The 25,883-nt window shown below is 69.5% G+C and carries 27 protein-coding genes; 3 read left to right on the top strand and 24 right to left on the bottom strand.

Annotated elements, in window-relative coordinates:
* Nucleotides 1–268 precede the first annotated feature (268 nt).
* Complete coding sequence (locus B0I32_RS38670; RefSeq protein ID WP_106248196.1) at nt 269–1,738, top strand: aldehyde dehydrogenase family protein; 1,470 nt, start codon at nt 269–271, stop codon at nt 1,736–1,738.
* Nucleotides 1,739–1,882: 144 nt separating this feature from the next.
* Complete coding sequence (locus B0I32_RS38665) at nt 1,883–2,425, top strand: TetR/AcrR family transcriptional regulator (RefSeq protein ID WP_245956296.1); 543 nt, start codon at nt 1,883–1,885, stop codon at nt 2,423–2,425.
* 113 nt (nt 2,426–2,538) lie between these two features.
* Here the strand turns inward: B0I32_RS38665 and B0I32_RS38660 are convergent, their stop codons facing one another.
* From B0I32_RS38660 to B0I32_RS38645, 4 genes are all read right to left on the bottom strand, one after another.
* Entirely contained in the window at nt 2,539–2,856 is a 318-nt protein-coding gene (locus B0I32_RS38660) for an STAS domain-containing protein (protein ID WP_106248193.1), read from the bottom strand.
* Nucleotides 2,857–2,938: 82 nt separating this feature from the next.
* On the bottom strand, nt 2,939–4,132 hold the full coding sequence (locus B0I32_RS38655; protein ID WP_106248191.1) for a sensor histidine kinase: 1,194 nt from the start codon (nt 4,130–4,132) through the stop codon (nt 2,939–2,941).
* Entirely contained in the window at nt 4,133–5,245 is a 1,113-nt protein-coding gene (locus B0I32_RS38650; RefSeq protein WP_106248189.1) for an ABC transporter permease, read from the bottom strand.
* Complete coding sequence (locus B0I32_RS38645; protein ID WP_106248188.1) at nt 5,242–6,138, bottom strand: ABC transporter ATP-binding protein; 897 nt, start codon at nt 6,136–6,138, stop codon at nt 5,242–5,244. Before B0I32_RS38645 ends, B0I32_RS38650 begins: the two co-directional genes overlap by 4 nt.
* A 222-nt stretch (nt 6,139–6,360) precedes the next feature.
* Between B0I32_RS38645 and B0I32_RS38640 the strand changes: the two genes are divergently transcribed.
* On the top strand, nt 6,361–6,951 hold the full coding sequence (locus B0I32_RS38640) for a cob(I)yrinic acid a,c-diamide adenosyltransferase (protein WP_106248186.1): 591 nt from the start codon (nt 6,361–6,363) through the stop codon (nt 6,949–6,951).
* A 31-nt stretch (nt 6,952–6,982) separates the two neighbouring features.
* On the opposite strand, the gene B0I32_RS38635 is transcribed toward B0I32_RS38640, so the two are convergent.
* The 20 genes from B0I32_RS38635 to B0I32_RS38525 all read right to left on the bottom strand — a co-directional run bounded on the left by B0I32_RS38635 (nt 6,983) and on the right by B0I32_RS38525 (nt 25,857).
* Nucleotides 6,983–7,363, bottom strand: a complete 381-nt coding sequence (locus tag B0I32_RS38635) for a DUF2550 domain-containing protein (RefSeq protein WP_106248184.1) — start codon at nt 7,361–7,363, stop codon at nt 6,983–6,985.
* 30 nt (nt 7,364–7,393) lie between these two features.
* Complete coding sequence (locus tag B0I32_RS38630; RefSeq protein ID WP_106248183.1) at nt 7,394–7,795, bottom strand: F0F1 ATP synthase subunit epsilon; 402 nt, start codon at nt 7,793–7,795, stop codon at nt 7,394–7,396.
* Nucleotides 7,796–7,864: 69 nt separating this feature from the next.
* The gene (atpD, locus tag B0I32_RS38625; protein ID WP_106248181.1) at nt 7,865–9,313 is read right to left on the bottom strand and encodes a F0F1 ATP synthase subunit beta; all 1,449 of its coding nucleotides are present in this window, start codon (nt 9,311–9,313) and stop codon (nt 7,865–7,867) included.
* A 1-nt stretch (nt 9,314) separates the two neighbouring features.
* Entirely contained in the window at nt 9,315–10,217 is a 903-nt protein-coding gene (locus tag B0I32_RS38620) for a F0F1 ATP synthase subunit gamma (RefSeq protein WP_106248180.1), read from the bottom strand.
* 3 nt (nt 10,218–10,220) lie between these two features.
* Nucleotides 10,221–11,870, bottom strand: coding sequence for a F0F1 ATP synthase subunit alpha (gene atpA, locus B0I32_RS38615; RefSeq protein ID WP_106248179.1), 1,650 nt, complete (start codon nt 11,868–11,870; stop codon nt 10,221–10,223).
* 23 nt (nt 11,871–11,893) lie between these two features.
* On the bottom strand, nt 11,894–12,703 hold the full coding sequence (locus B0I32_RS38610; protein WP_106248177.1) for a F0F1 ATP synthase subunit delta: 810 nt from the start codon (nt 12,701–12,703) through the stop codon (nt 11,894–11,896).
* Nucleotides 12,703–13,263, bottom strand: coding sequence for a F0F1 ATP synthase subunit B (locus tag B0I32_RS38605; protein WP_219912223.1), 561 nt, complete (start codon nt 13,261–13,263; stop codon nt 12,703–12,705). Before B0I32_RS38605 ends, B0I32_RS38610 begins: the two co-directional genes overlap by 1 nt.
* Nucleotides 13,264–13,294: 31 nt before the next feature.
* The gene (gene atpE, locus B0I32_RS38600; protein ID WP_106248174.1) at nt 13,295–13,525 is read right to left on the bottom strand and encodes an ATP synthase F0 subunit C; all 231 of its coding nucleotides are present in this window, start codon (nt 13,523–13,525) and stop codon (nt 13,295–13,297) included.
* 70 nt (nt 13,526–13,595) lie between these two features.
* Nucleotides 13,596–14,393, bottom strand: coding sequence for a F0F1 ATP synthase subunit A (gene atpB / locus B0I32_RS38595; protein ID WP_106248173.1), 798 nt, complete (start codon nt 14,391–14,393; stop codon nt 13,596–13,598).
* Between the two features lie 67 nt (nt 14,394–14,460).
* Nucleotides 14,461–14,676, bottom strand: a complete 216-nt coding sequence (locus tag B0I32_RS38590) for an AtpZ/AtpI family protein (RefSeq protein WP_245956295.1) — start codon at nt 14,674–14,676, stop codon at nt 14,461–14,463.
* Between the two features lie 65 nt (nt 14,677–14,741).
* Nucleotides 14,742–15,164 (bottom strand): Cg1360 family ATP-synthase-associated protein, encoded by a 423-nt coding sequence (locus tag B0I32_RS38585; protein ID WP_106248169.1) that lies wholly within the window; start codon nt 15,162–15,164, stop codon nt 14,742–14,744.
* A 130-nt stretch (nt 15,165–15,294) separates the two neighbouring features.
* The gene (locus B0I32_RS38580) at nt 15,295–16,587 is read right to left on the bottom strand and encodes a glycosyltransferase family 4 protein (protein WP_106248168.1); all 1,293 of its coding nucleotides are present in this window, start codon (nt 16,585–16,587) and stop codon (nt 15,295–15,297) included.
* 57 nt (nt 16,588–16,644) lie between these two features.
* Nucleotides 16,645–17,910, bottom strand: a complete 1,266-nt coding sequence (locus B0I32_RS38575; protein WP_106248166.1) for a serine hydroxymethyltransferase — start codon at nt 17,908–17,910, stop codon at nt 16,645–16,647.
* A 327-nt stretch (nt 17,911–18,237) separates the two neighbouring features.
* Nucleotides 18,238–18,597, bottom strand: a complete 360-nt coding sequence (locus B0I32_RS38570) for a hypothetical protein (RefSeq protein ID WP_106248165.1) — start codon at nt 18,595–18,597, stop codon at nt 18,238–18,240.
* Entirely contained in the window at nt 18,597–22,004 is a 3,408-nt protein-coding gene (locus tag B0I32_RS61140) for a hypothetical protein (protein WP_181308262.1), read from the bottom strand. The genes B0I32_RS38570 and B0I32_RS61140 overlap by 1 nt, the downstream gene beginning before the upstream one ends.
* Before the next feature lie 88 nt (nt 22,005–22,092).
* A complete protein-coding gene (locus B0I32_RS38545) occupies nt 22,093–22,740 on the bottom strand; it encodes an L-threonylcarbamoyladenylate synthase (protein WP_106248158.1) in 648 nt (215 codons plus the stop codon).
* A gap of 119 nt (nt 22,741–22,859) precedes the next feature.
* Complete coding sequence (prmC, locus tag B0I32_RS38540; protein WP_106248156.1) at nt 22,860–23,714, bottom strand: peptide chain release factor N(5)-glutamine methyltransferase; 855 nt, start codon at nt 23,712–23,714, stop codon at nt 22,860–22,862.
* Entirely contained in the window at nt 23,711–24,763 is a 1,053-nt protein-coding gene (gene prfA / locus B0I32_RS38535; protein ID WP_106248154.1) for a peptide chain release factor 1, read from the bottom strand. Before prfA ends, prmC begins: the two co-directional genes overlap by 4 nt.
* Before the next feature lie 85 nt (nt 24,764–24,848).
* Nucleotides 24,849–25,067, bottom strand: a complete 219-nt coding sequence (gene rpmE, locus B0I32_RS38530; protein WP_106248153.1) for a 50S ribosomal protein L31 — start codon at nt 25,065–25,067, stop codon at nt 24,849–24,851.
* Between the two features lie 154 nt (nt 25,068–25,221).
* On the bottom strand, nt 25,222–25,857 hold the full coding sequence (locus tag B0I32_RS38525; RefSeq protein ID WP_106248151.1) for a response regulator: 636 nt from the start codon (nt 25,855–25,857) through the stop codon (nt 25,222–25,224).
* Nucleotides 25,858–25,883: the final 26 nt, after the last annotated feature.

Raw genomic sequence — 25,883 nt, 5'->3', positions numbered from 1 at the left:
TCACTCCGGCTGAGGGCCCTCCAGGGAAACGCCCTCTGACCCTTCAGTGGTGGCCCGCCGCGACGGAGCGCCCTGTGGGCCCCCTCCGTGGTTCAGCGGCCCCTGAGAGCGCGAGTCGTCCCGGTATGCCCCAGGGGCACCTCTTGCCCCTGTGCGGCGTTCCATGGCCCGATCAGGCGCGTGCAGGCCCATCGTGGCGGCCGCGCCCCTGCTCCCTGAGAGCTTCAGCGGCCTAGTAAGTAGGGAGTTACCGGATTATCGTGGCGACATGACGACGACGTTCGACTCACTGAATCCGGCGACCGGCGAGGTCGTCGGGAGTCATCCCAAGCACTCGCCCGACACCGTGCACGAGGCCGTCGGGCGGGCGGAGGAGGCGGCCGCGTGGTGGGGCGGGCTGGGGCACGCCGAGCGCAGGCGCAGGCTGCTCGACTACAAGGCGGTCCTCACCCGGCACATCAGGGAGCTGACCGGGCTCGTGCACCAGGAGACCGGCAAACCGGTCGGCGACGCCACCCTTGAGGTGGTGCTGGCGATCACCCACCTCGACTGGGCCGCCCGCAACGCCGCCAAGGTGCTCGGCCGCCGCCGCGTCTCCACCGGCATGATCGGCCTCAACCTGGCGGCCACGCTCGAATACCTCCCGCTCGGCGTCGTCGGCGTCATCGGACCGTGGAACTATCCGGTCTTCACTCCCATGGGCTCCATCGCCTACGCGCTCGCCGCGGGCAACGCCGTGGTGTTCAAGCCCAGCGAGCTGACGCCGGGCATCGGCGTGCGGCTGGCCGAGCTGTTCAGGGAGTCGGTCCCGGAGCACGAGGTGTTCCAGACCGTCACGGGTCTCGGCGAGACCGGCGCGGCGCTGGCCGCCGACCCCAGGGTGCGGAAGGTCGCCTTCACCGGCTCCACCGCCACGGCCAAGCGCGTCATGGCGGCCTGCGCCGAGAACCTCACGCCCATCGTGGCCGAGTGCGGCGGCAAGGACGCGTTCATCGTGGACGCCGACGCCGACCTCGCGGCCGCCGCCGACGCCTGCCTGTGGGGCGCCCTGTCCAACGCCGGGCAGACGTGCGTGGGCGTCGAGCGGGTCTACGTCGTCGACGCCGTCTATGAAACTTTCATGCGTGAGCTGTCCGAAAGGGTGACAAAGGTGAGGGCCGGCGAGGACTACGGCCCGATCACGATGCCCGGCCAGGTCGACATCATCAAGCGGCACATCGACGACGCCACCAAGTCGGGGCGTACGGTCGCGGGCGGCCCCGCGTCGGTGCGGGCCCCGTACGTCGATCCGGTGATCGTGGAGGACGTCCCCGAGGACTCGCCCGCGGTGCGCGAGGAGACGTTCGGTCCGACCATCACCGTGCGCCGCACCCGCGACGCGCAGGAGGCGCTGGAGCTGGCCAACGCCTCGGCGTACGGGCTGGGCGGCACGGTCTTCAGCCGCAACGCCCGCCGCGCGACGGAGCTGGCCCGCCGGATGCGCAGCGGCATGACGGCGATCAACTCGGTCATCTCCTTCGCCGGGGTGCCCGCCCTGCCCTTCGGCGGAATCGGCGACTCGGGATTCGGCCGGATCCACGGGGCCGACGGACTGCGGGAGTTCGCCAGGCCCAAAGCGATCTCGCGGCAGCGCTTCGCCATGCCCGGCATGAACCTGACCTCGTTCACCAGGGGCCCCGCCGAGCTTGAGCGGCTGATCAGGCTTGTCACGTTCTTGCACGGCCGACGTAAAAGATAATCTTCTTGCCCTTTCCCAAAACGGATCATCCGTCCATAATTGTGTGCTCTGGGGGCCACGATCATGTTGGACGGGTGGAATGTGAACCGGTCTTACCGGGGAATGTCGGCTGAGCAAAGGCTGGCGGACAGACGCGAGCGGCTGATGACGGCCGCGTACACGCTATACGCGAAGCCAGGTTTCGCGGCGACGACCATCGAAAGGCTGTGCTCGGAGGCGCGGATCTCCAACCGCGCCTTCTACGAATGTTTCGGCGGGCGCGAGGAGCTGCTGCAGGCGTTGCACGAGCGCTGCGTCGAGGAAAGCCTCGCGGTCGTCGCCAAGGCGCTGGACGAGGCGCCGGCCTCGATCGAGGGACGGGCCAAGGCGGGGATTCGCGCCTATATCGAGTTCGCCACCGCGGACTGGCGGCGGGCCCGCATCATGCACGTCGAAGTGCGGAGATCGGGTGATGTCCTGGCGGTGTCGCGGCAGCGCGCGGTGGACGCGTTCGCGCGTCTGGTGCAGGACGCCTCCGCCGATTTCCCGCAGGCCGTCCCGGTGAATCCGCGGCTGCTGGCACTCGGCGTCGTCGGGGCGTTACAAGAGTTGCTGATCGAATGGCTCCTGTCGGAAGAGCAACCGGAGATCGACGAGTTGGTGGCCGCGGCCGTGCACATCTTCAACCGAAGTCTCGGCGACGCGTGACCGGGGCAAGAATGCCATTCCGCTTTTGCGCAATCGGACATCCGTAATCGCCATTTTGTCTATCCAAAGAAAGAGCGGGCGACGGCTGATCGTCGCCCGCTCGATATGTCACATCAGGCCACCGCGGCCGCCGGAGCCTCCACGTGCAGCACCCGATTCAGCCGGGTCACCGCGAGTATCCGCATGATCCTCGGTGGCACCCCCCGAAGAACGAGGCGGCGCTGCACGCTCAGCGCGCGCCTATGCGCGCCCACGAGCACCCCGAGCCCGGTCGCGTCGATCATCTCCAGCTTGGAGAGATCGAGGATGAGGTCACCCTCGCCAGAGTCCAGAGCCTCGTGCAGCCGCTCACGCACTCCCGCCGACGTGCCGGCGTCGAGCCGGGCGCCGATCCGCACCACCTGGGCTCTCGGATTGCCCCGGACGCGCATGCCACCTCCTCAGTCACGCACGTAGCGTAGTCATCTGCCTGCGCCAAGCGCTCACAGGGGTTGAAACCCCCATATGAGTCCCCTACCCATCTATCGGCAATGACACGACTGCGTGGAGCAGGAACTCCCGGTCCTCGACCAGCCGGGCCTTCACCGTGCCGCCCACGGCGCCCAGTCGCTCGGACATCCCCGTCAGGCCGCTGCCCAGATCGTCGGCCTGCCGCCGGGCCACACCGTCGTTGCGCACCGTCAGCTCCGCCTCCTTCTCGGTGAAGCGGATCGTGATGTCGCAGAAGCTCGCCGTGCTGTGCTTGAGCACGTTGGTGACCGCCTCGCGCACGGCGTAGGCGAACACCGGGGCCACGCCCGCGGGGAGCTCGCGGTAGGGCAGGCGCACCTCACAGCGGACCCCCGCCGCTTCGAGCACACCTTTCACGCTATTCAGCTCAGCGGCCAAGTCAAGCTCGCGGTAGCCCCGTACGGCCTCGCGCAGCTCCTTGAGCGCCTTCCTGGTCAGCCGGTTGACCTCGGCCATCTCGTCCTTGGCCCGGCCCGTGTCCACGTCGGACAGCCGCACGGCCAGCTCGGTCTTCACCGCGATGGCCGACAACTGGTGCCCGACCAGATCGTGCAGGTCCCTGGCGAACCGCAGCCGCTCCTCCGCCAGCGCCAGCCTGGTGTGCGCCTCCCTGCCCCGGTGCGCCTCCACGGCCAGCCGCCAGATCCACACCCAGATCCGGTTGGAGGGGGGCACGATCAGGCAGAAGAGGCCGAAGGCGAGCACGTGGTAGGTCAGCGACTGCCAGCCGGCCGGATCCACGTCCATGCCCGTCAGCGCGGCCCGCACGCCCAGCGTCCCCGTCTGCCAGGGCAGGGTGCTCAGCCCGAGGCAGAGCACGAACGTGCCGGCCTGCAGCAGCCGGACCGCGCGCTTGGGGATCTCCAGCGTGGCGACGCCCAGCCAGCACAGCGCCACGAAGCCCCAGCCGAACGGATCGGCCCCGCCGAGGCCGGTCGCGAATACGGCGAGGACCGCCGCCACCGCCACCTGCTTGGTGGGGTAGTGACGGCGGTCCAGGATCAGGCTCATGATGCGGATGCAGAGCCAGGTGAAGCAGACGGCGGCGGCCAGCGCGGGCCCGATCCGCCACCATCCGTCGAACCGGCCCGCCCAGAGGGGGGTCAGGACGCTGACGGCGATCAGCACCCACATGGCGACGACGTTGACGACCAGAACCCTCCAGGTCGTCCGCCGCGCCTGCTCGATCGTGTCCATCTATCGGCTACGCAGCACGTCGCCGAGTTTCAGCCGGGCCCCCGTCCGCAGCACGGCCCGCTCGTACACCTTGGCCCCGAAGGCCAGCGCGGCGAGCACGCCCAGCACCATCGCGGCCATCGACAGGCCCACCTGCCACATCGGCACCTCCGTCGCCGCCATCCGCACCGGCATGATCATGGAGGAGAACGGCGGGATGTACGACATGACCGTGGCCAGCGTACCCGTGGGATCGTTGGTGGAGTAGAAGCTGACGAAGTACGTGCCCATGATGACCATGGTGAGCGGCGTCAGGACGCTGTTCACCTCCTCCTGGCGCGAGACCAGGGAGGCGAAGGCCGCCGCCAGCGTGGCGAAGAAGGCATAGCCGAGCACGAACCAGGCCAGCACCGCCGCCACCAGCCCGGGGATGCCGGGCGGGAACTCGGCGGCCAGTCCTGAGGCCATCGCCGCGCCGAGCCCGACCGCCAGGATGACGACCAGGTTGATCATGCCGAGCACGCCCAGCCCGACGATCTTGCCGCCGAGCAGCTGCCACGGCCGTACGGAGGAGAGCAGGATCTCCACGATCCGGCTGCCCTTCTCCTCGACCACGCCCATGGCGACCATCACGACCTGTCCGATGATCAGCATGAAGAGCACCAGGACGAGCACGGTGGCGATGCCCCTGCGAGCCGATTCGTAGCGGGTGTCGGCCCCGACGGACTGCATCTCCAGCGGCGGGATGGCCACGCCGGCCGCGCCGAGCTTGAACTCCCGGTTCACGCTCTGCATGAGCACACCGAGCTCGGTCTCGATCTCACCGTCCGTGAGCACCCTGGCGTCGTCGACCAGCACCGCGTCCACGTCGCCGTCCAGCACGGCCTGCTTGGCGGCCGGCTCGTCGGCGAACTTGCGCCACTCGAACTCGATGTCGGGCGCGGCGGTGTGCAGCGGCAGCTGCTGGGAGTTGACCAGGCCGATCTTGTACGTGTCGCCGTCCCCGCCCAGCACCTTGGGGGCGAAGGAGAGCGCCGCCACCAGCAGGCCGGTGACGATCAGGCCGATCACGAACGCCCGCGTCCTGATCTGGGTGGCCACCTCGCGGCGGGCCACCAGCAACAATCCGTTCACGCCACGGCCTCCTTGAAGATCTCGGTGAGCGTCGGCTGCTCGACGCCGAAGTGCTCGACCCGCCCGGCCTTCACGGCGCGGCGCAGGATCTCCTGGTCGTCGCCGCCGGCCGTACGCAGGGTGTGGCGGTCGCCGTGCACGGTGACCGTGCCGGGCAGTCCGTCGGCCCAGCCGGGGGCCGGGTCGCGGACGACCACGCGCAGCGTGTTGCTCTCGGCGGCGCGCAGGTCCTCCACCGTCCCGGTGGCCACCATCCGGCCGGCCGAGACGATGCCGACGGAGTCGCACAGCCGCTCGACGAGTTCCAGCTGGTGGCTGGAGAAGATCACCGGCACGCCGCCCCTGCACCGCTCCTGCAGCACCGTGGCCAGCGCGTCCACCGCGATCGGGTCCAGCCCGGAGAACGGCTCGTCCAGGATGAGCACCTCGGGGTCGTGCACCAGCGCCACGGCGAGCTGCACGCGCTGCTGGTTGCCCAGCGACAGCGCCTGCACGGTCTCGCCCTTGCGCTCGGTGAGCCCGAGCCGCTCCAGCAGGTCGTCGGTGGCCTTCTTGGCGACCGGGGCGGCCATGCCGTGCAGCCGGCCGAAGTACTCGATCTGCTCGGCGACCCGCATCTTCTGGTACAGGCCGCGCTCCTCCGGCATGTAGCCGAAGCGCTGACGGTCGTCGTAACCGAGGGGCCTGCCCTGCCAGCTCACCGAGCCGGAGTCCGCCTGGAGCACGCCCATCACGATGCGCATCGTCGTGGTCTTGCCCGCGCCGTTCGCGCCCACGAAGCCGTACATCTCGCCCGGTCGTACGGTGAAGCCGATCCCGTCGAGGGCGACCTTGCCGCCGGGGGCGTCGGGGCCGCCCGCGAAACGCTTGCGCAGCTCGTTGATCTCGAGCATCAGGTCATCTCCTTCATCATGGGTCCATAGTGGCTTTCGGGGCGTTCGGCCTGGTAGTCGCTGAAATCATCCGCCCGATATGGATCCCGCGTCCGATCGCGATGACATTTGTCATGCCACGGCGATCACCGCGGGCTTTCTCCAGGCCGCACCTCGCTCAGGGCCGGACGCGACCGCAGGCCGTCCGCGGGTGCCGTCGGCGGGGGCCGTTACGCTGGGGCCATGACGCGCGCCGACAAGGACAAGCCGGTCGTCCTCTCGAAGATCTACACCCGGGCCGGTGACGACGGCACCACGGGGCTGGTCGACGGGAGCCGCACCGCGAAGACCGATCCCCGGCTGGCCGCCTACGCGGACGTGGAGGAGGCCAACGCCCACCTCGGCCTGGCGCTCGCGCACGGCACGCTCCCGGCCGACCTCGTGGCGATGCTGATCCGGGTGCAGAACGAGCTGTTCGACGTCGGGGCCGACCTGGCCACGCCGGTCGTGGCCGATCCCGAGTTCCCGCCGCTGCGGGTGGAGCCGTCGTACATCGACTGGCTGGAGGAGCAGTGCGACCGCCTCAACGCTGATCTCAAGCCGCTGCGGAGCTTCATCCTGCCGGGCGGCGATCCCGCCACGGCGGCGCTGCACGTGGCCCGGGTGACCGTCCGCAGGGCCGAGCGTACGGCCTGGGCGGCGCTGCAGGCGCACGACGACGTCAACCCGCTGACCGCGAAATACCTCAACCGCCTGTCGGACCTGCTCTTCATCGCCTGCCGGGTGGCCCACGCCGGCGACGAGATCCTCTGGAAGCCCGGCGGCACCCGCTGATCAGGGCCGCTCCCGCCCTATGCGGCGATCGCTAGGCGACGTCGAGGTAGGCGCTGGGCGGGGCGGACTCCAGCCAGGCCAGGAACCCGGTGAGCGCGTCGGCGCTCATGGCGAGGGAGATGCCCCGCGTGGTGCCCCCGCAGTCGACCGCGTAGAGGCCGCCGTCGATCTCACGACGGGCGGAAACGACGAGGCCGCGCCTCGCGATAGCGTGGCGCGGCCTCAGTCGGACGCCCAGGAGCGGAATCCAGTGGAGCTCCCCGTCGGCGTAGCGGGCTATCCCGCTCTGCCATCCGTGCTCCGCTACGCGCAGGCGACAGGGTACGCTCCCGCGCGAGCGCGTCAGCATGACCGCGCGCAACATGACGAGGGCGGCCAGCAGCACCACGAGAATCACAACCGTCGCTACCATGCCGCCCCCCTGAGCCCCGACTTACCTGTATTAAACCTCTTCGCCCGCCGCGCGCAGGCGTGCCCTGGCACGCTTGGCCTCGACAGCCGCGTCGGCGTCCTCCTGGTCGGCCTCGATCGAGGCCTGGGCCCGGTCGAGAGCGTCACGGGCCGCCGCGACGTCCACCTCGGAACCTAGCTCGGCCACCTCGGCCAGCACGGAGACCTCGTCGTCGGCGACGGAGATGAAACCCCCGTGCACCGCGGCGACCAGCTCCTGCTCGCCTTCCCGCTTCACGCGCAGCACGCCGCCCTCGACGAGGACGCCGAGAACAGGTGCGTGTTGCGGCATAATACCGATCTCGCCGTCCACGGTCTTGGCAATCACCATGTCGGCCTCGCCCGACCAGATCTCACGCTCGGGTGAGACAACCCCTACGCGTAGCTTCGCCACCTTTGTAGGTTCCTTTCCGATCAGGTAACGGCGCGGGCTCCGCGGAGCCCGCGCCGCCACCATGGGCGATTAGCGGCCCTCGAGTTCCTTGGCCTTGGCGATGGCCTGCTCGATGCCACCGACCATGAAGAACGCCTGCTCGGGCAGGTGGTCGTACTCACCCGCGCACAGGCCCTTGAACGAGGCGATGGTCTCGTCCAGCGGCACGGTCTCGCCCGGCTGGCCGGTGAAGGCCTCGGCCGCGTACATCGGGTGCGACAGGAAGCGCTCGATGCGGCGGGCCCGCTGCACGGTGACCTTGTCCTCTTCGGACAGCTCGTCGATACCGAGGATCGCGATGATGTCCTGGAGCTCGCGGTACTTCTGCAGGATCCGCTTGGTCTCCTGGGCCACCCGGTAGTGCTCCTCGCCGACGATCTGCGGGTCGAGGATCCGGGAGGAGGAGTCGAGCGGGTCCACCGCCGGGTAGATGCCCTTCTCCGAGATCGGCCGCGACAGCACGGTCTGCGCGTCGAGGTGCGCGAACGCGTTGTGCGGGGCCGGGTCGGTGATGTCGTCGGCGGGCACGTAGATCGCCTGCATGGAGGTGATCGAGTGACCGCGCGTCGAGGTGATGCGCTCCTGGAGCACACCCATCTCGTCGGCCAGCGTGGGCTGGTAACCCACGGCGGAGGGCATGCGGCCGAGCAGGGTCGAGACCTCGGAACCCGCCTGGGTGAAGCGGAAGATGTTGTCGATGAACAGCAGCACGTCCTGCTTCTGCACATCGCGGAAGTACTCCGCCATCGTCAGCGCCGACAGGGCGACCCGCAGACGGGTGCCCGGCGGCTCGTCCATCTGGCCGAAGACGAGCGCGGTGTCCTTGAGGACGTCCGCCTCCTCCATCTCCAGCCAGAGGTCGTTGCCCTCACGGGTGCGCTCGCCCACACCGGCGAAGCACGAGGTGCCACCGAAGTTACGGGCGACCCGGCGGATCATCTCCTGGATGAGGACGGTCTTGCCGACGCCGGCGCCGCCGAACAGGCCGATCTTGCCACCCTGCACGTACGGGGTGAGCAGGTCGATGACCTTGATGCCGGTGACCAGCAGCTCGGTGCGCGACTCGAGCTGGTCGAAGGGCGGGGACGGACGGTGGATGCCCCACCGCTCCTCGATCTTCAGCGACGCGGTCGGCACGTCGAGCGTCTCGCCCAGCGCGTTCCACACGTGACCCTTGACGACGTCGCCGACCGGGACCGAGATCGGCGCACCGGTGTCGGCGACCGCCTGGCCGCGGACCAGGCCGTCGGTGGGCTGCATGGAGATGGCGCGGACGAGGTTGTCACCCAGGTGCTGGGCGACCTCGAGGGTCAGCGCCTTGGTCTCGCCGCCGAGGGTCACCTCGACCTTGAGCGCGTTATAGATGTCGGGCATCGCCTCGACGGGGAACTCCACGTCGACGACGGCGCCGGTGACTCGGGCCACGCGGCCAGTGCCGGCCGCGGCGGCTTCTACAGTTTCAACAGCCTCTGCAGTCATTTCACTCTTTCCCCGCTGCGGCGTCAGCCAGCGCGTTGGCGCCACCGACGATCTCGCTGATTTCCTGGGTGATCTCGGCCTGGCGAGCCTGGTTCATCTGCTGGGTGAGCACCCGCATCAGCTCGTTGGCGTTGTCGGTCGCGGACTTCATCGCGCGCCGCCGCGCGGCCTCCTCGGAGGCCGCGGACTGGAGCAGCGCGGTGAAGATGCGCGACTCCACGTAACGCGGGAGCAGCGTCTCCAGCACGTCGCCCGCGGTCGGCTCGAACTCGAAGTACGGCGGGATCCCGGTGGACTCCGACGCCTCGGTCTCCTCGACCTCCAGCGGCAGGACCCGCTTGACCACGACGTTCTGCGTGAGCATCGAGACGAACTCGGTCGAGACGATGTGGATCTCGTCGATGCCGTTGTCGTCCTTGAACGAGTCGATCAGCGTGTTCGCGATCTCCTTGGCGTCGGCGTAGGCCGGCTTGCGCGAGAACCCGACCCAGTTGCCGCCCATCTCCCGGTTGCGGAAGGTGTGCCAGGTGACACCCTTGCGCCCGGTGACGAACGGCACCACGTCGAGACCGCGGCTCTCCAGCAGCCCGCGCAGGGCCTCGGCCTCGCGCAGCACGTTGGCGTTGAAGCCGCCGCAGAAGCCGCTGTCGCTGGTGACGATGAGGACGCCCGCCTTGGCGGGGTTCTCCTTCGCCACGGTCAGCGGATGGTCGACGCTCGCGGCGTTGCTGACGACGCCCGTGACGGCGCGAGTGATCTCACGCTCGTACGGCAACGCCGCCTGCATCCGCTGCTGCGCCCTCACGATCCGTGAAGAGGCGATGAGCTCCTGGGCGCGCGTGATCTTCGCGGTCGACTTGACCGAGTTGATCCGCCGCCGCAGCAGCCTTAGCTGGGCACCCATGTCCTACTTCTTCTCCGCCGGCCGGACGACCTTCTTGATCTTCTCCTGGCCGACCTCTTCGGCCGCCAGGGGCGCCACCGGCTCGTCCTTGACCAGCAGCTCACCCGAGGAGGTGGTGAAGCCCTTCTTGAACTCCGTGATGGCGTCCTTGAGAGCGGTCACCGTGTCGTCGACCAGTTCCCTGGTCTCCCGGATGGTGTCGAAGATGCCCTTGTGCGAGGACTGGAGATAGTCCAGGAACTCGGCCTCGAAGCGGCGGACGTCCTCGATCGGCACCTCGTCCAGCTCGCCCGTCGTGCCGGCCCAGATCGAGGCCACCTCGCGCTCCAGCGAGAACGGGCTGTACTGGGCCTGCTTGAGCAGCTCGACCAGCCGCTGACCGCGCTCCAGCTGAGCCTTGGAGGCGGCGTCCAGGTCGGAGGCGAAGGAGGCGAACGCTTCGAGGTCGCGGTACTGCGACAGCGACAGACGCAGCGTGCCCGCGACCTTCCGCATGGCCTTGGCCTGGGCGGAACCACCGACTCGGGACACCGAGACACCGACGTTGATGGCCGGGCGCACACCGGCGTTGAACAGGTCGGTCTCGAGGAAGACCTGGCCGTCGGTGATGGAGATGACGTTGGTCGGAATGAAGGCCGAGACGTCGTTGCCCTTGGTCTCGATGATCGGCAGACCGGTCATCGAGCCACCGCCCATGTCGTCGGAGAGCTTGGCGCAGCGCTCCAGCAGCCGGGAGTGGAGGTAGAAGACGTCGCCGGGGAAGGCCTCACGGCCCGGCGGGCGGCGCAGCAGCAGCGAGACGGCGCGGTAGGCGTCCGCCTGCTTGGTCAGGTCGTCGAAGACGATCAGGACGTGCTTGCCCTGATACATCCAGTGCTGACCGATGGCCGAGCCGGCGTAGGGGGCGATGTACTTGAAGCCCGCGGCCTCGGACGCGGGCGCGGCGACGATGGTGGTGTATTCCATCGCGCCGGCCTCCTCCAGGCGGGCGCGCACCTGCGCGACGGTCGAGCCCTTCTGGCCGACCGCGACGTAGACGCAGCGGACCTGCTTGGCGGGGTCGCCTGAGGCCCAGTTCTCGCGCTGGTTGAGGATGGTGTCCACGGCGATCGCGGTCTTGCCGGTGCCGCGGTCGCCGATGATCAGCTGACGCTGACCGCGGCCGATCGCCGTCATGGCGTCGATCGCCTTGATGCCCGTGGCCAGCGACTCCTTCACGGGCTGGCGCTGGACGACCGTGGGGGCCTGAAGCTCGAGGGCACGAGTGGCCTCGGCCTCGATGGCGCCCTTGCCGTCGAGCGGGTTGCCCAGGGGGTCGACCACGCGGCCGAGGAAGTTGTCGCCGACGGGCACGGACAGGACCTCGCCCGTCCTGCGGACCGTCTGGCCCTCCTCGATACCGCTGAACTCACCCAGGACGACGACACCGATCTCGCGGGTGTCGAGGTTGAGTGCCAGGCCGCGCGTACCGTTCTCGAACTCCAACAGCTCGTTCGCCATCGCCGAGGGAAGGCCGGAGACATGGGCGATACCGTCGCCGGCGTCGACGACGGTCCCGATCTCCTCGCGCGCGGCGCCTTCCGGTTCGTACGCCTGGACGAAGCGCTCAAGCGCGTCCCGGATCTCGTCCGGCCGGATCGTAAGCTCCGCCATCTCTACTCTGTCTCCCTCTTCGCCTAGCCGGCCAACCGGCGGCGGACTTCTTCGATTCGTCCCACAATGGTGGTGTCGATGATCTCGTCGCCGATGCGGACCGAGAATCCACCGAGCACTCGCTTGTCCACCTCGACGTTCAGGTGCACGTCACGCCCGTAAGAGGTGCTCAGCCACGTCACCAGGCGCGTCTTCTGCGCCTCGCTCAGCTCGACCGCACTGCGCACCACCGCCACGAGGCGCTGGCGCTGCTGGGCCACGAGCTGGCCGACCTCTTCCAGGCCTGTCTCCAGGCTACGCCCGCGCGGGTGCACAACCAGCTGCGCGATGAGACGCAGGCTGGACTGGGCCACCTTGCCCTCGAGCAGGCCGCGCAGCAGTTCGCGCTTGCCCTCCTCGGGGGCGGCCGCGTCGGCGAGCGCGCGACGCAGTCCGGGGTTGCCGGCGACGATGCGGCCGAAGCGGAAGAGCTCGTCCTCCACCTCGTCGAGCCTGCCCTGGCCCTCGGCCTCCGCCGCGGCGGCCACGACACCGAGCCGTTCGAGCACGTCGGCCAGGTCACCGGCCCGCGACCACTTCGCCGAGACCGCGGCCTCGGTGGTGGCCAGGGCCGCCGCGCCGACCTTGCCGTCGAGCAGGTTGTGGACGACGCGCGCCTTCTGCTCGGCCGCCCTGGCCGGGTCGGACAGGGCGCGGCGCAGGCCGTGCTCGCGGTCGAGCAGATCCGCGACCGCGAACAGCTCGTCGGAGAGCGCACCGAGGTCGGCACTGCCGGCGACCGCGTTGAACCGCTCTTCGACTTCGGCCAGCGAGGCCCTGCTCAGACCGCGCATCAGCGCACCGCCTGCGCGTTCGGGCTCTCCAGCTCGTCGAGGAACCTGTCGACGATGCGGCTCTGGCGGGCCTCGTCCTCAAGGGACTCGCCGACGATGCGGCCGGCGAGGTCGGTCGACAGGCGGCCGATCTCCGTGCGGAGCTGGGCGAAGGCCGCCTGGCGGTCCGCCTCGATCTGCGCGTGCGCGGCCTCGACGAGGCGGCGCGCCTCGGCCTGGGCCTCCTCGCGCAGCTCGGCCTTGATCTGCGCGGCCTGCTCGCGAGCCTCCTCGCGCAGCCTGGCGGCGTCGCGACGGGCCTCTTCGAGCTGCTCGGTGTAGCGCTTCTGCAGGGCCTGAGCCTCCGCCTGCGCCTCCTCCGCCCGCTTGATGCCGCCTTCGATGGCGTCGGTGCGCTCGGCCAGCGTCTTCTGGATCCGCGGGATGAGCATCCGGCCGACGACGAAGAAGACGACGGCGAACGCGAAGATACCGACGACGAGCTCGTACGTGTGCGGGATGAGCGGGTTGCTCGAGTGCTCCTCCGGCGCGGCGAGAAGCCTAGCTGCCATGGATGTCATGAGTGCAGCCTTTCGTCAGAAGGGCGGTCTATCAGATGCCCTGGAAGATGAACGGCGCGACGAGACCGATCAGGGCGAGGGCCTCGGTGAGGACGAAGCCGAGGAGCATGTTCTGGCGGATCAGACCGTAAGCCTCCGGCTGGCGGGCGATGGCCTGCACGCCCTGACCGAAGATGATGCCGACGCCGATGCCGGGGCCGATGGCGGCGAGACCGTAACCGATGGCGGTGACGTTGCCGGAGACCTCAGCGAGAATGCTCATTGCTGTTATTCCTTTACTGAACGGCCGGCGACTCGGTGTCACCGGTCATGGATATTCCGGTATGTGGATCTCAGTGCTCTGCGTGCAGCGAGCCGCCGATGTACATCGCGGCCAGCATCGCGAACAGGAATGCCTGCAGGAACTGGATGAACATCTCGAAACCCGTGAGGATGATGGTCATCACCACGCCGACGACACCGATCGGGGCGCCCAGCGGCGAGAGCTTTTCGAACAGGAACCAGAAGCCGACCATGCTGAAGAACGCCAGCAGCATGTGGCCGGCGAACATGTTGGCGAAGAGTCGGACCGCGTGCGTGAACGGCGCGATGATCAGGTTCGACAGGAACTCGATCGGCGACAGCAGCAGGTAGATCGGCTTCGGCAGCCCGGGGGGGAACATCATGTTCTTGAAGTAGCCCCAGGCGCCCTGGTGCTTCATGCCGAGGTAGACCTTGAGCACGTAGATCGACAGCGCCAGCACGGCGGGGAAGGCGATGTGCGAGGCCACCGGGAACTGCAGGATCGGGACGACGCCCATGAGGTTCCAGACCAGGACCATGAAGAACAGCGTCACCAGCAGGCCCATCCACCGGTCGGCGTCCTTCCCCAGGAAGGGGCGGGCGACCTGGTCGCGGACGAACATGTAGCCGTACTCGACGACGTTCTGCACACCCCTCGGCACGACCTTGGGGTTGGCGAAGGCGGCCCAGCAGATGCCGATCACGAACACCGCGCTGAGCAGCGCGAGCAGGACCGGCTTGGTGAACCATTCGACCCCGGGAATGATGGGCGGCAGGTTGAACAGCTCTTCAGGCGTAGGCGCCCCGAACTGGTCGGCTGGTGGAGCGAGGACCGTCAGCGCGTTCACGCGGCGTTCCCTTCAACGTCGTAGTGATTCACAAGGGTTTCCTCAGCGAAGCGATCGCTGCGTCGGGCTAGCGACCGGACTTCCGGTAGGCCAGATAGCCACCGAGCACGACCCCCAGGACGACGCCTATGGGGAAGAACGCGGACATGTCCAACCAGCGGTCCAGCAACCAGCCGAGACCGCCGTAGAAAGCCATCCCTGCGAGCAGATAGCTGGGGACTGACCACATGGCGTCGGCGAAGTCGCGACCGTCTTCTTCCGGTCGGCGTTCCTGTGCGCTCATCGCGGCCCCGACGATAGCAGGCGAGTGGAGGACTAGTCATATCGGACCCCGTCCGGGAGTCGGCCTCATGAGTCGCCCTTACCGGGGACCCGGGCCTCGGGGTCGACGTAAAGCATCTTCGTCTTGATGAAAGCGCGCACCTCGAAGCCGGTCCACACCAGCGTGCAGACGACGACCGTCCAGGCGAAGGCCCGGGAGTTCCAGGCCGTGGTGTCGCCGAAGGCGGTCAGCACGAGCATGATGACGACGACCTTGACGAGATAACTGAGCATCGCGGCGATCGCCATCATCTGCGGGGAGACGCGGGCGGCGTACGACACCGCGACCACGCTGATGCTGAAGAAGATCCCGACGAGCAGGGCGCCGATGCCGGCGCCGAGCGCCCCCTTGCCACCTGCCGCCAGCAGCGCCACGACCACGGCGACCACTCCGACCGCCAGGGTCGGGATCGCGGCGCTCTTGAGTACGCGCACGTCGTTGGCCTGCATCACAGCTCCATCAGCAAGTTATCAAGCGAGCGTTTGCTACCCCCAGAACCGGTACGTCTGGAGTCCTTGCTCGTGAAAGATATCACAAGCTCACGGAAGACCGCTTTTACCTGCCGTTTCTAGTTCGCGATCAAGAACGGCTCGGGAAGACGGGAATGACCGGATTGCCGTCGGCCGTCGCGCGCTGCGCGGACGGGCCGCCCTCCGCGGGCGGCGGCTGCCGTCTGACCTGCGGCTCCGGCAGGATCGGCGGCATCGGCCCGGTCGGCGGGCCGTCGTCGTCTTCAGGGTGCTTGCCTCTCGGCGCGGAGTGGGAGCCGCCCCTGCCCCGCCAGCGCGGGGCCGCCATCAGGACCAGCACGGCCACGGCGAGGATGATGACCACCGGGAACATCAGCACCGGCACACCCTGGCGGGACATCAGCACCACGCCGAAGGCGAACAGGAACGCCCACGCGTACATGATCAGCACCGACTGGCGCATCGAGTGGCCGATGTCGAGCAGCCGGTGGTGCAGGTGACCGCGGTCGGGCGCGAACGGCGACAGGCCCTGCGAGGTGCGCCGCACCACGGCGGTGATCAGGTCGATCAGCGGCAGCACCAGCACCGCGGCCGGCAGCATCAGCGGCAGCAGCACCGGGACCTTGTTCATGTCCTCGATGGCCGCCGGGTCGAGCGGGGTCACGGTGACGATCGAGGAGGCCAGCACGAGGCCGATCAGCATCGCGCCGGTGTCGCCCATGAAGATCTTCGCCGGATGGAAGTTGTGCGGCAGGAAGCCCAGGCAGGTGCCGATCAGCACGGCGGCGATGGCGGCGGTCGTGGTGATGTTGCCGACGCTCATGCTCTGCGCCAGGAAGATCGAATAGGCCCAGGTGGCCATGGCCGCGATGCAGACGATCCCGGCCGCGAGCCCGTCGAGGCCGTCGACGAAGTTGACCGCGTTGATGGTGACCACCACGACCAGGATCGTGATGATCGTGCTGAGCGTGTAGTCGAGGCTGGTCGAGCCGCCCCAGTCCTTCGGCAGCGGGATGTAGAGCAGGCGCAGGTCGAAGGAGACCAGCACCCCGGCCGCCGCGATCTGGCCCCCGAGCTTGATGAAGGCGTCCATGCCCCACCAGTCGTCGAGGAACCCGGTCACCGTGATCAGGCCGCCCGCGACGATGAGCGCCGTGACCGCGTTGGCCTCGGACTGGGCCAGCGCCTGGCCGGTATGGGTGAGCTGGCCGGCCGTCAGCAGGCCCACCACCAGCCCGCCGTACATCGCCAGCCCGCCGAGCCTGGGCGTCGGCGTGGTGTGCACGTCGCGCTCGCGAACCTCGGGCATGGCGCCGATACGGATGGCGAAGCGACGCACCAACGGGACCAGGAGATAGGTCACCGCTGCTGAGATGAGCGCCATGAAGAGGTATTCGCGCACGTACCTAGTTTCCCGGATGCTCCGGCCGACTGTGACCGGAAAACGACACAGACCCGCTTAAAATTCGCTCAGATATGGCTGATGGATGGCGAGAAGCGCCGCCACCCTTGCCCTCACCTCCCCTGCGCAGGCCGGGTCCAGCACCGCCCGCGCCACCAGGGCGCCCACCTCTTTGAGATCTTGGGGCCCCATCCCCTGCGTGGTCACGCACGGGGTGCCGACCCTGATCCCCGAGGTGACGGCCGCCGGCTCGGGATCGTACGGGATCACGTTGCGGTTGAGCGTGATGCCCGCCGCGGCGCACCTGCGCTCCGCCTCGGCCCCCGGCACCCCGGCCCCGCGCAGGTCGATCAGCGCCAGATGGGTGTCCGTCCCACCGGACACCGCCCGCATCCCCCGCACCGCCAGCGCCTCCGTCAGCGCCCGCGCGTTCACGATCACCTGCCTGGCGTAGCCGGCGAACTCCGGCCGCATCGCCTCGCCGAACGCCACCGCCTTGGCCGCCACCACGTGCATCAGCGGCCCGCCCTGCACGAACGGGAACACCGCCCGGTCGATCCGCCCGGACAGCTCCTCCGTGCACAGGATCGCGCCGCCGCGCGGCCCGCGCAGCGCCTTGTGCGTGGTGAAGGTCACCACGTCCGCGTACGGGACCGCCGACGGGATCGCGCCGCCCGCCATCAGCCCGATCGGATGCGCCACGTCGGCCAGCAACCACGCCCCCACCTCGTCCGCGATGCCGCGGAACGCCGAGTAGTCGATCAGCCTCGGGTACGCGGTCGCGCCGCACACGATGAGCTTCGGCTGGTGGCGCAGGGCCAGGTCACGCACCTCGTCGTAGTCGATGAGCTCGGTGTCGCGGCGCACGCCGTACGAGACGACGTCGAACCATCGTCCCGAGAAGTTCACCTTCGAGCCGTGGGTGAGGTGACCGCCGTGCGGGAGCGCCATGGCCAGCATCGTGTCGCCGGGCTGCAGCAGGGCGGCGTAGGCGGCCAGGTTCGCGGAGGCGCCCGAATGGGGCTGCACGTTGGCGTGCTCGGCCCCGAACAGCTCGCGCGCCCGCTCGATCGCCAGTTCCTCCGCGCGGTCGACGACCTCGCAGCCGCCGTAGTAGCGCCGTCCCGGGTAGCCCTCGGCGTACTTGTTGGTCAGGGTGGAACCCAGGGCGGCCATGACGGCGGGCGAGGTGAAGTTCTCGCTCGCGATCAGCTGGATGCCGCCGCGGACCCGGTCGAGCTCGTCGACCAGGATCCGGGCGATCTCGGGATCCCGCTTCCGCAGCAGCCCGAAGTCCGGACCGTAGTAGGGCTCCGTACCCATTTCCCCACTGTACGACCGTATGTCCGTTTCTCCCATACACCGGTCATGCCCGGAAATCTCCCCTCATGCCAGCCACTGACCGGGAAGGCACGTCTCACGACGACCAGACACGCCCCAGGACGGGCAGGCACGTCCCGGCGTCTCGGACGGGCAGGCACATCCGGGCCCGGGCGAGCGCCTTCCGGGCGGGGTGGACGCCTCCCAGGCGGGGAAGGTCCACCACCCCCGGCCGCGCGGACGTGTCTCATACGGGGACGACCCGCCCCTTGACCACGCAGACGCGTCTCATACGGGGAAGGTCCGCCCCTCCGGCCGCGCGGACGTGTCTCAGGCCGGAAAGGCGTGTGGTGCGTCCGCCTTTGACGGCACCCATCGGGGCGTACCGGCCGCTTCGTCGCTGATCGCCGTGAGCACCGAATGGCGGTAGAGAGACAACCTCGTCCGCCACTCGCGCATCTCCTCGACGTAACGCTCCCCCACCGGGGCGTCCCACGTCTGAGGGCTGCTGGCCAGGCCGTACGCCTTGTCGAGGGCCGCTCTGAGCGCGTCAAGCTGGGGCAGCACGGCCTTCCACGCCACGACCAGGCGCTCGTATTCGGGATTGAAGTACTGAGGGGCGGCCAGCGGGCCACCGGGCGGAGCCTCGGCGAGGCCCTTCTCCCGGGGCGCGGGCGGGTCGGCGTACATCACGAACTCCTCTCCGGCTGGCCCGGACCGACCTCACCCGGCGGACCGTCCGGCCTGATGTCCTCGGGGGCCCACTCGCCCTTGCCGTACTCGCCCGGCGGGATCTGCACGGACGGCATCTCCTGGGGCGGGATGTCACGGTGATCCTCGATCACGGTCCTGAGCGCATCGAGATCAAGCGGCGCCGCCTCGGCCGACACGACATCACTGCCGTCATTCGCCCATGGGCCGCCCTGGGTGGCCGCGGTCTCGGGACCGGGGTTCACGTCGTAGGCGATCGGCAACACCCGAACGGGACTCCCGGCCGACTGCCCGGCCGTCTCCCCAGGCCCGATGCCGTACACCGCCGCACCATCACCCGCCCTCAACCCCGGCCCGGCATCCGGCTTCTCACCCGGCCCGATGCCGTAAGCGGCCGTACTGTCACCCGCTCTCAGGCCCGGCCCGGCATCCGCCTTCTCACCCGGCCCGATGCCGTACACCGCCGCACCGTCACCCGCCCTTTCACCTGCGACTGTGCCGTACACGGCCGTGCCGTCACCGGTTCTTTCGCCCGGTCCGATGCCGTATACCGCCGCGCCGTCGCCCGCCCGGACGCCGCCGGTCCTGGAGTCGGGCTCCGTCGGCGTTCCTGAGCCGCCGGTCGTCGAGCCGTCGGGGGGATCGACGGACGGGTTGGTCGGTGGGATCGTGACGGGCCGATCCTGACCGCCCGTGCCACGATCACCTGTGCCCTGACCACCAGCACCCTGGCCACCGGCCCCCTGACCTCCTGCGCCTCGATCTCCAGTGCCCTGACCACCGGCACCGTGGTCACCGGTCCCCTGACCACCGGTACCTCGATCTCCAGTGCCCTGGTCGCCGGTGCCTTGACCGCCTGCGCCTCGATCGCCCGCTCCTCGATCATCAGTGCCCTGACCACCGGCACCGTGGTCACCGGTCCCTTGACCACCAGCGCCCCGGTCACCGGTCCCCTGACCACCAGCACCCTGATCGCCGGTCCCCTGACCTCCCGCACCACGGTCACCGGTGCCCTGGTCGCCGGTGCCCTGACCGCCTGTGCCTCGATCGCCCGTTCCCCGATCACCCGTTCCGCGCTCGCCGGTGCCGGGGTCGCCGGTGCCCTGGGCGTCGCCCGTGCCCTGGCCTGGTCGGTCTCCTGTCGGACTGTCGGGGGTGGTGTCCTTGCCCGGCTCGCATGTGCCGTCGGTGCCCGTGCCGCGTGGGTCGTCGGTCGGCGCGGGGGTGCCCGAGGCGCCCGACGCTGTGCTGTCACCCGAGGCCGAGCCACCGTGCCAGCCCGTTCCCTCCGATGAGGAGCCGCCACCGTAAGAGGCGTCCGTTGACCTGGAGCCACCGTCGTAGCCGGCGTCATCTGGTGCGGAACCGCCGCCATAGGTCGTCGTGTCCACTGATGCGGAACCGCCACCGTAGGTCGTCGTGTCCGCTGTCGCGGAGCCCCCGCCGTAGGACGTTGTCACAGATGTGGAGCCGTCGCCGTAGGACGTTGACGTGGTTGTTGAGTCGCCGGCGTAAGGCGTGTTCGCCGTGGTGGGGGTGCCGCTCACGGTCACGTTCGCTGTGGTGGAGGTGTCTGTTGCCGGGGTGTCTCTTGGGGGAAGGGGCACTGATTCGCTGCCCGCGTGGGGTCTGCCGGCGTCGATCGAGCCGGCGGGGCCGTCCGGGCGGATCGTGCGTTCCGACCACTCGCCCTTGCCGTACTCGCCGGCCGGGACCTCCACGCTCGGCATGTCCTGCGGCGCTATGTCCCGGTGGTTCTCGATCACCGTTCTCAGTGCGTCCAGGTTCGGTGGGTTCGCTGCGGCGGAGACCACGTCGCTGCCGTCGTTGGCGTACCCGCCGATGTTCGTGACGTCGGGACGGTCGGCCGTGACCTTCGGCATGTCGGCCGGTTGGACGTCCCTGGAGTTCTCCAGCATGTCCTCGACCGCCGCGGCCGTGGGCGGGTCGAGCGGCACCTGCAGCACCTTGACCCCGTCGACCACCACCACCTGCGGCTTGGTGGCCTCATGGCCGTCCCCGACGGGAGTGCCCGTCGCAGCGCCACCGGTCTCACCACCGGTGCCCTGCCCGGTGTCGCCGCCCTGGCCGACCCCACCATCCCGCCCGGCACCGGTGTCGCCGTCCTGACCTATGCCACCATCTCGCCCGGTTCCGGTGTCCTGACCGGTTCCGCCGTCCTGACCGGTGCCAGTGCCCTGGCCGTTCCCACCGCTGCCGTCGCCCTGACCGATGCCGGTGCCCTGGCCCATGCCATCGCCCTGGCCGGCACCCGTACCCTGGCCGGCGCCGTCACCTCGGCCGACGCCTCCGCCTTGACCGGCACCGTCACCCTGGCCGGCTCCCGTGCCCTGACCGACTCCTGTGCCCTGGCCCGTTCCCGTGCCCTTGCCGGTTTCGCAGTCCTGGCCGGTGCCCGTGCCCTGGCCCGTCCCGCCGTCCTGGCCGGTGCCCGTTCCGGTTCCCGTTCCCTGGTCGGATCCCGCGCCCTGACCGCCGCCTACTCCCTGACCTGCTCCGTCGTCCCGCCCGGTGCCCCTGCCCTGACCCGCGTCGTCGATCTGGCCGACTCCCGTGCCCTGGCCGACTCCTGTGCCCGTCCCCGTCCCGGTGTCCTTACCCGTCCCACGATCCTGGCCGGCCCTCGCGCCATCGTCGTCGTCGCAGGTCTTCCCGTCGGAGTCGCCTCTTCCGTCGGCACCCGTGTCCCCATCGGCGCCCGTATTGCCGTCATTGCCAGGTCTGCCGTCAGTGCCGGTTCTGCCATCCGCGTCGGGCTTGCCGTCCGCACCGGTGCCCGTCTTCCCGTCCGTGCCGGTGCCCGTCTTCCCGTCCGCACCGGTGCCCGTCTTCCCGTCCGTGCCGGTGCCGGTCCTGCCGTCACTACCGGTCTTGCCGTCCGTATCGGTGCCAGTCTTGCCATCGGTACCGGTCTTGCCATCCGTGTCGGTGCCGGTCCTACCGTCCGTACCGGTCTTACCGTCCGTACCCGTCTTACCGTCGGTACCGGTCTTGCCGTCCGTGTCGGTGCCGGCCCTGCCGTCCGTGCCCGTCTTACCGTCGGTGCCGGGCTTGCCGTTCGTGTCCGGGTTTGTTTCGGTGCCTGTGCCGGGGCCGCCTGGGCGGGGGGTGTCGGGGCCGGTGCCCGTCTTGCGGGGGTCGACCCGTTTCTCCAGCTCCCCCAACCGCCCGTTGACGTCCTTCACCATCACGTCGATCCGTTCGGCGATCTGGACGGGACGGTGCGTGGTCTGGGTGGGCAGCCCAGCGGTGCGCATGGCGCCCCTGACGCGGTCCTCGACCTCGCGCATCCGCGTGGCCGCCTGTCTCACCTCGGCCAGCAGTTCGCGGACCAGCTTGGGATCCATGCCGTCGTACTTGCCCATGGGCCACTCCCCGACGTATCGCCGCTCCGGGCCTCACCGTAATGTCGGCCCGAGCGCGATAGCGGCCGGAATAAGCAGCGGGTATACCTCAGTCGTCGGTGGCGACGTAGCCGATGATGCCGCGCAGCTTCTCCACCGGGATGGCCCCGCGACGCAGCAGCCGGGGCACGGCCGTGGTGAGGTCGAGGATGGTGGAGGGCGTGTTGTCGGTGGTCTTGCCGGCGTCGAGGTAGACCGCGACCGCCTCGCCGAGTTGCTCCTCGGCCTCCTCCGCGGTGGTGGCGGCGGGCGAACCGGAGCGGTTGGCGCTGGAGACGGCCATCGGCCCGGTCTCCTTGAGCAGGTCGAGCGCCACCGGATGCAGCGGCATGCGTACGGCCACCGTGCCCTTGGTGTCGCCCAGGTCCCAGGAAAGGGCCCTGTTGGCCTTGCAGACGAGCGTGAGCGGCCCGGGCCAGAAGGCGTCGATCAGGTCCTGCCCGTACGCCCCCATGTCGTCCACGAGCGCTGTGGCGGCTCTGACGGTGCCCACAAGCACGGGCGGCGGCATGTCGCGGCCCCGGCCCTTGGCGTCCAGCAGGGAGTTGACGGCGGCGGGGGTGAAGGCGTCGGCGCCGATGCCGTAGACGGTGTCGGTCGGCAGCACCACGAGCTCGCCGCGGCGAACGGCGGCCGCCGCCTCCGTCAGGCCCTCGGTCCGTTGCTCGGCGTTGGAGCAGTCAAAACGTCGTCCCACGATCTCATCGCCTCGCTCCGCTCGGCGGGGAGCGGCGTTCGCGAGGCCTCCTCCTTCCTCCTGGTACGGTCGCCGGGCTTCCTGCTGGTCAGGAGGGGGCCGCGCCGCTGGCGTGAATCCTAGTCCTGGCCCAGCCTGGCCGTGACGAAGCGGTCTCTTCTCGTGAGGTCCTGGCGCAGGCGTACGTCACGCCATCCGTTGTCCTCTGGGAAGGTCAGATAGACGGCCCGGCCCTGCTCGTCGGCGTGTTCGACGGCCACCCAGCCGCCGGGGCGCAGCAGCCGGCGCGCGGTGCGCTCGACCGCGCGGACCTCGCCGAGCCCGTCGTCGCCCGAGCCGAACAGGGCGCGGGACGGGTCGTAGTCGCGCACCTCGGGATCACGCGGGATCGCGCCGGGCGGGATGTAGGGCGGGTTGGAGATGACCAGGTCGACCTTGCCGTTGAGCTCGGGCAGCGCCTCGGCGAGGTCTTCCGGATGCAGGTGGGTACGGCCCTGGCCGTGCTCGGAGATGTTGCGCTTGGCCCAGGTGTAGGCCCCGGGATCGACCTCGACGGCGTGGACCTCGGCCAGCGCCACCTCCTGGGCGATCGACAGCGCGATGGCGCCCGACCCGGTGCCGAGATCGACGACGAGCGGGGCGGTGACGTCCATCTCCCGCAGCGTCTCGATGGCCCATCCGGCCATCACCTCGGTCTCCGGCCTGGGCACGAACACGCCGGGCCCGACCGCGAGCTCCAGATAGCGGAAGTAGGCGTGGCCGGTGATGTGCTGCAGCGGCTCGCGGGCCTCGCGCCGGGCGACGCCCTCCCAGAACAGCGCGTCGAACTCGGAGTCCCTGACGGTGTGCAGCTCACTCCTGCGCACGCCGTGGACGAATGCCGCGATCTCTTCCGCGTCGGTGCGCGGTGAAGGCACACCTGCCTCGGCCAGCCGGGCGGTGGCGAGCGCGATCTCGTCCAGCAGAAATGTCATGAGTGTTGTGCGAGCTTCTCCGCCATCTCGGCGTCGATGAGGGCTTGGGTGACGGCGTTGAGCTCACCGTCGAGAACCTGGTCGAGGTTATACGCCTTGAAGCCGACGCGGTGGTCGGAGATGCGGTTTTCCGGGAAGTTGTAGGTGCGGACCCGCTCGGAGCGGTCGACGGTGCGTACCTGCGACTTGCGCTCGGCCTGGGCCGCGGCCTCGGCCTGCTCCTGGGCGATGGCCAGCAGCCGGGCGCGCAGGATGCGCAGCGCCGACTCCTTGTTCTGGAGCTGGCTCTTCTCGTTCTGGCAGGAGACGACCACGCCGGTGGGCAGGTGGGTGATGCGGACCGCGGAGTCGGTGGTGTTGACGCTCTGGCCGCCGGGGCCGCTGGAGCGGTAGACGTCGATGCGCAGGTCGTTGGCGTCGATCTGGACGTCGACCTCCTCCGCCTCCGGGTAGACGAGCACGCCGGCGGCGCTGGTGTGGATGCGGCCCTGCGACTCGGTGACGGGCACCCGCTGCACGCGGTGGACCCCGCCTTCGTACTTGAGCCTGGACCACACGCCCTCGTCGCCCTTGGCCCGGATGCCGACCGTGACGTCTTTGTAGCCGCCCAGGTCGGAGGGCTGGCTGTCGATGACCTCGGTCTTCCAGCCGAGCCGTTCGGCGTAACGCAGGTACATGCGCAGCAGGTCGCCGGCGAACAGCGCGGACTCCTCGCCGCCCTCGCCCGCCTTGATCTCCATGATGATGTCCTTGTCATCGTTGGGATCGCGCGGGATGAGCAGGTGCCGGAGCTTCTCCTCCAGCTGCGGGATGCGCTCCTCGATCTCGGCGGCCTCGGCGGCGAACCCCTCGTCCTCGCCGGCCAGCTCCTTGGCGGCCGTCAGGTCCTCGCGGGACGATTCGAGCTCACGGTAGGTGCCGACGATCGGCGTCAGCTGCGAGTAGCGCCGGCCTAGGGTGCGTGCCTTGTTCTGGTCGGCGTGCACGGCGGGATCGGCGAGCTTCAACTCCAGCTCGGAATACTCCTTGAGCAACTCGTCGAGATTCACCGTGGTCCCTTTTCGTGGAGTGTGGCCGTTTCACCAACAACGCCGACCCGGCGCACGCGGTGCGTCCGGGCCGGCGTGGGTGGAGCTACTTGCCCGTGGCCTTCTTGCCGAAGCGCTTCTCGAAGCGGGCCACCCGGCCGCCGGTGTCGAGGATCTTCTGCTTGCCCGTGTAGAACGGGTGGCAGGCGGAGCACACGTCGGCGTGGATCACGCCGTTCTTCGCGGTGCTGCGGGTGGTGAACGTGTTACCGCAGGAGCAGGACACCTGCGTCACGTTGTAGTCGGGGTGGATGTCGCGCTTCATCGCTGTCCTTTCGGGGTGCGGCCGCCGGGTCGCCTTCACGCGTGGCGGGAACCGGAACCGCAAAATGGTCAGCTACCAGTGTGCCAGATCGTGCAACCATCCCAGGCCATCCGGCATTCCCTCGCGGCCCGGCGCCGGGGTGACACCAGCCCTTTCAGCGACCCAGGTACGTCAGCACGGCGAGCACCCGCCGGTGGTCCTCGGGCGCCGGCCCCAGCGCCAGCTTGGTGAAAATTCCGGAGATGTGCTTCTCCACCGCGCCCTCCGTGACGACCAGCCGGGCGGCGATGGCGGTGTTGGAGCGGCCCTCCGCCATCAGCGCCAGCACCTCGCGCTCGCGGGGCGACAGCGAGTCGAGCGGAGCGCCGCGCCGCTGCCGGCTCAGTAACTGCACGACCACCTCGGGGTCGATGACGGTCCCGCCGGAGGCCACCTGACGCACCGCCTCCAGGAACTCGGCCACGTCGGCGACCCGCTCCTTAAGCAGGTAACCGACGGCCCTGCCGATGAGCTCGCCGGCGTAACGCTCCTCGACGTACTGCGACAGCACGAGGATCGGGAAGTCCGGCCTGGCGGCGCGCACCTGCAGCGCCGCCCGCAGCCCCTCGTCGGTGTGGCTCGGCGGCATGCGGACGTCGACGATCGCCAGGTCGGGCTCGTGTCGCAGCACCGCCGTCACCAGCGCGGGCCCGTCGGAGACGCTCGCCACCGTCTCGATGCCGCCGTCGGCGAGCAGGCGCGCGAGCCCCTCGCGCAGCAGTACGGAGTCCTCGGCGATGACCACGCGCATGGCCCCATGACTACAGGGGACGACGG

It is taken from the genome of Nonomuraea fuscirosea (genome assembly GCF_003001935.1).
Lineage (GTDB): Bacteria > Actinomycetota > Actinomycetes > Streptosporangiales > Streptosporangiaceae > Nonomuraea > Nonomuraea fuscirosea.
This window is presented reverse-complemented; position numbering and strand designations above follow the sequence as displayed.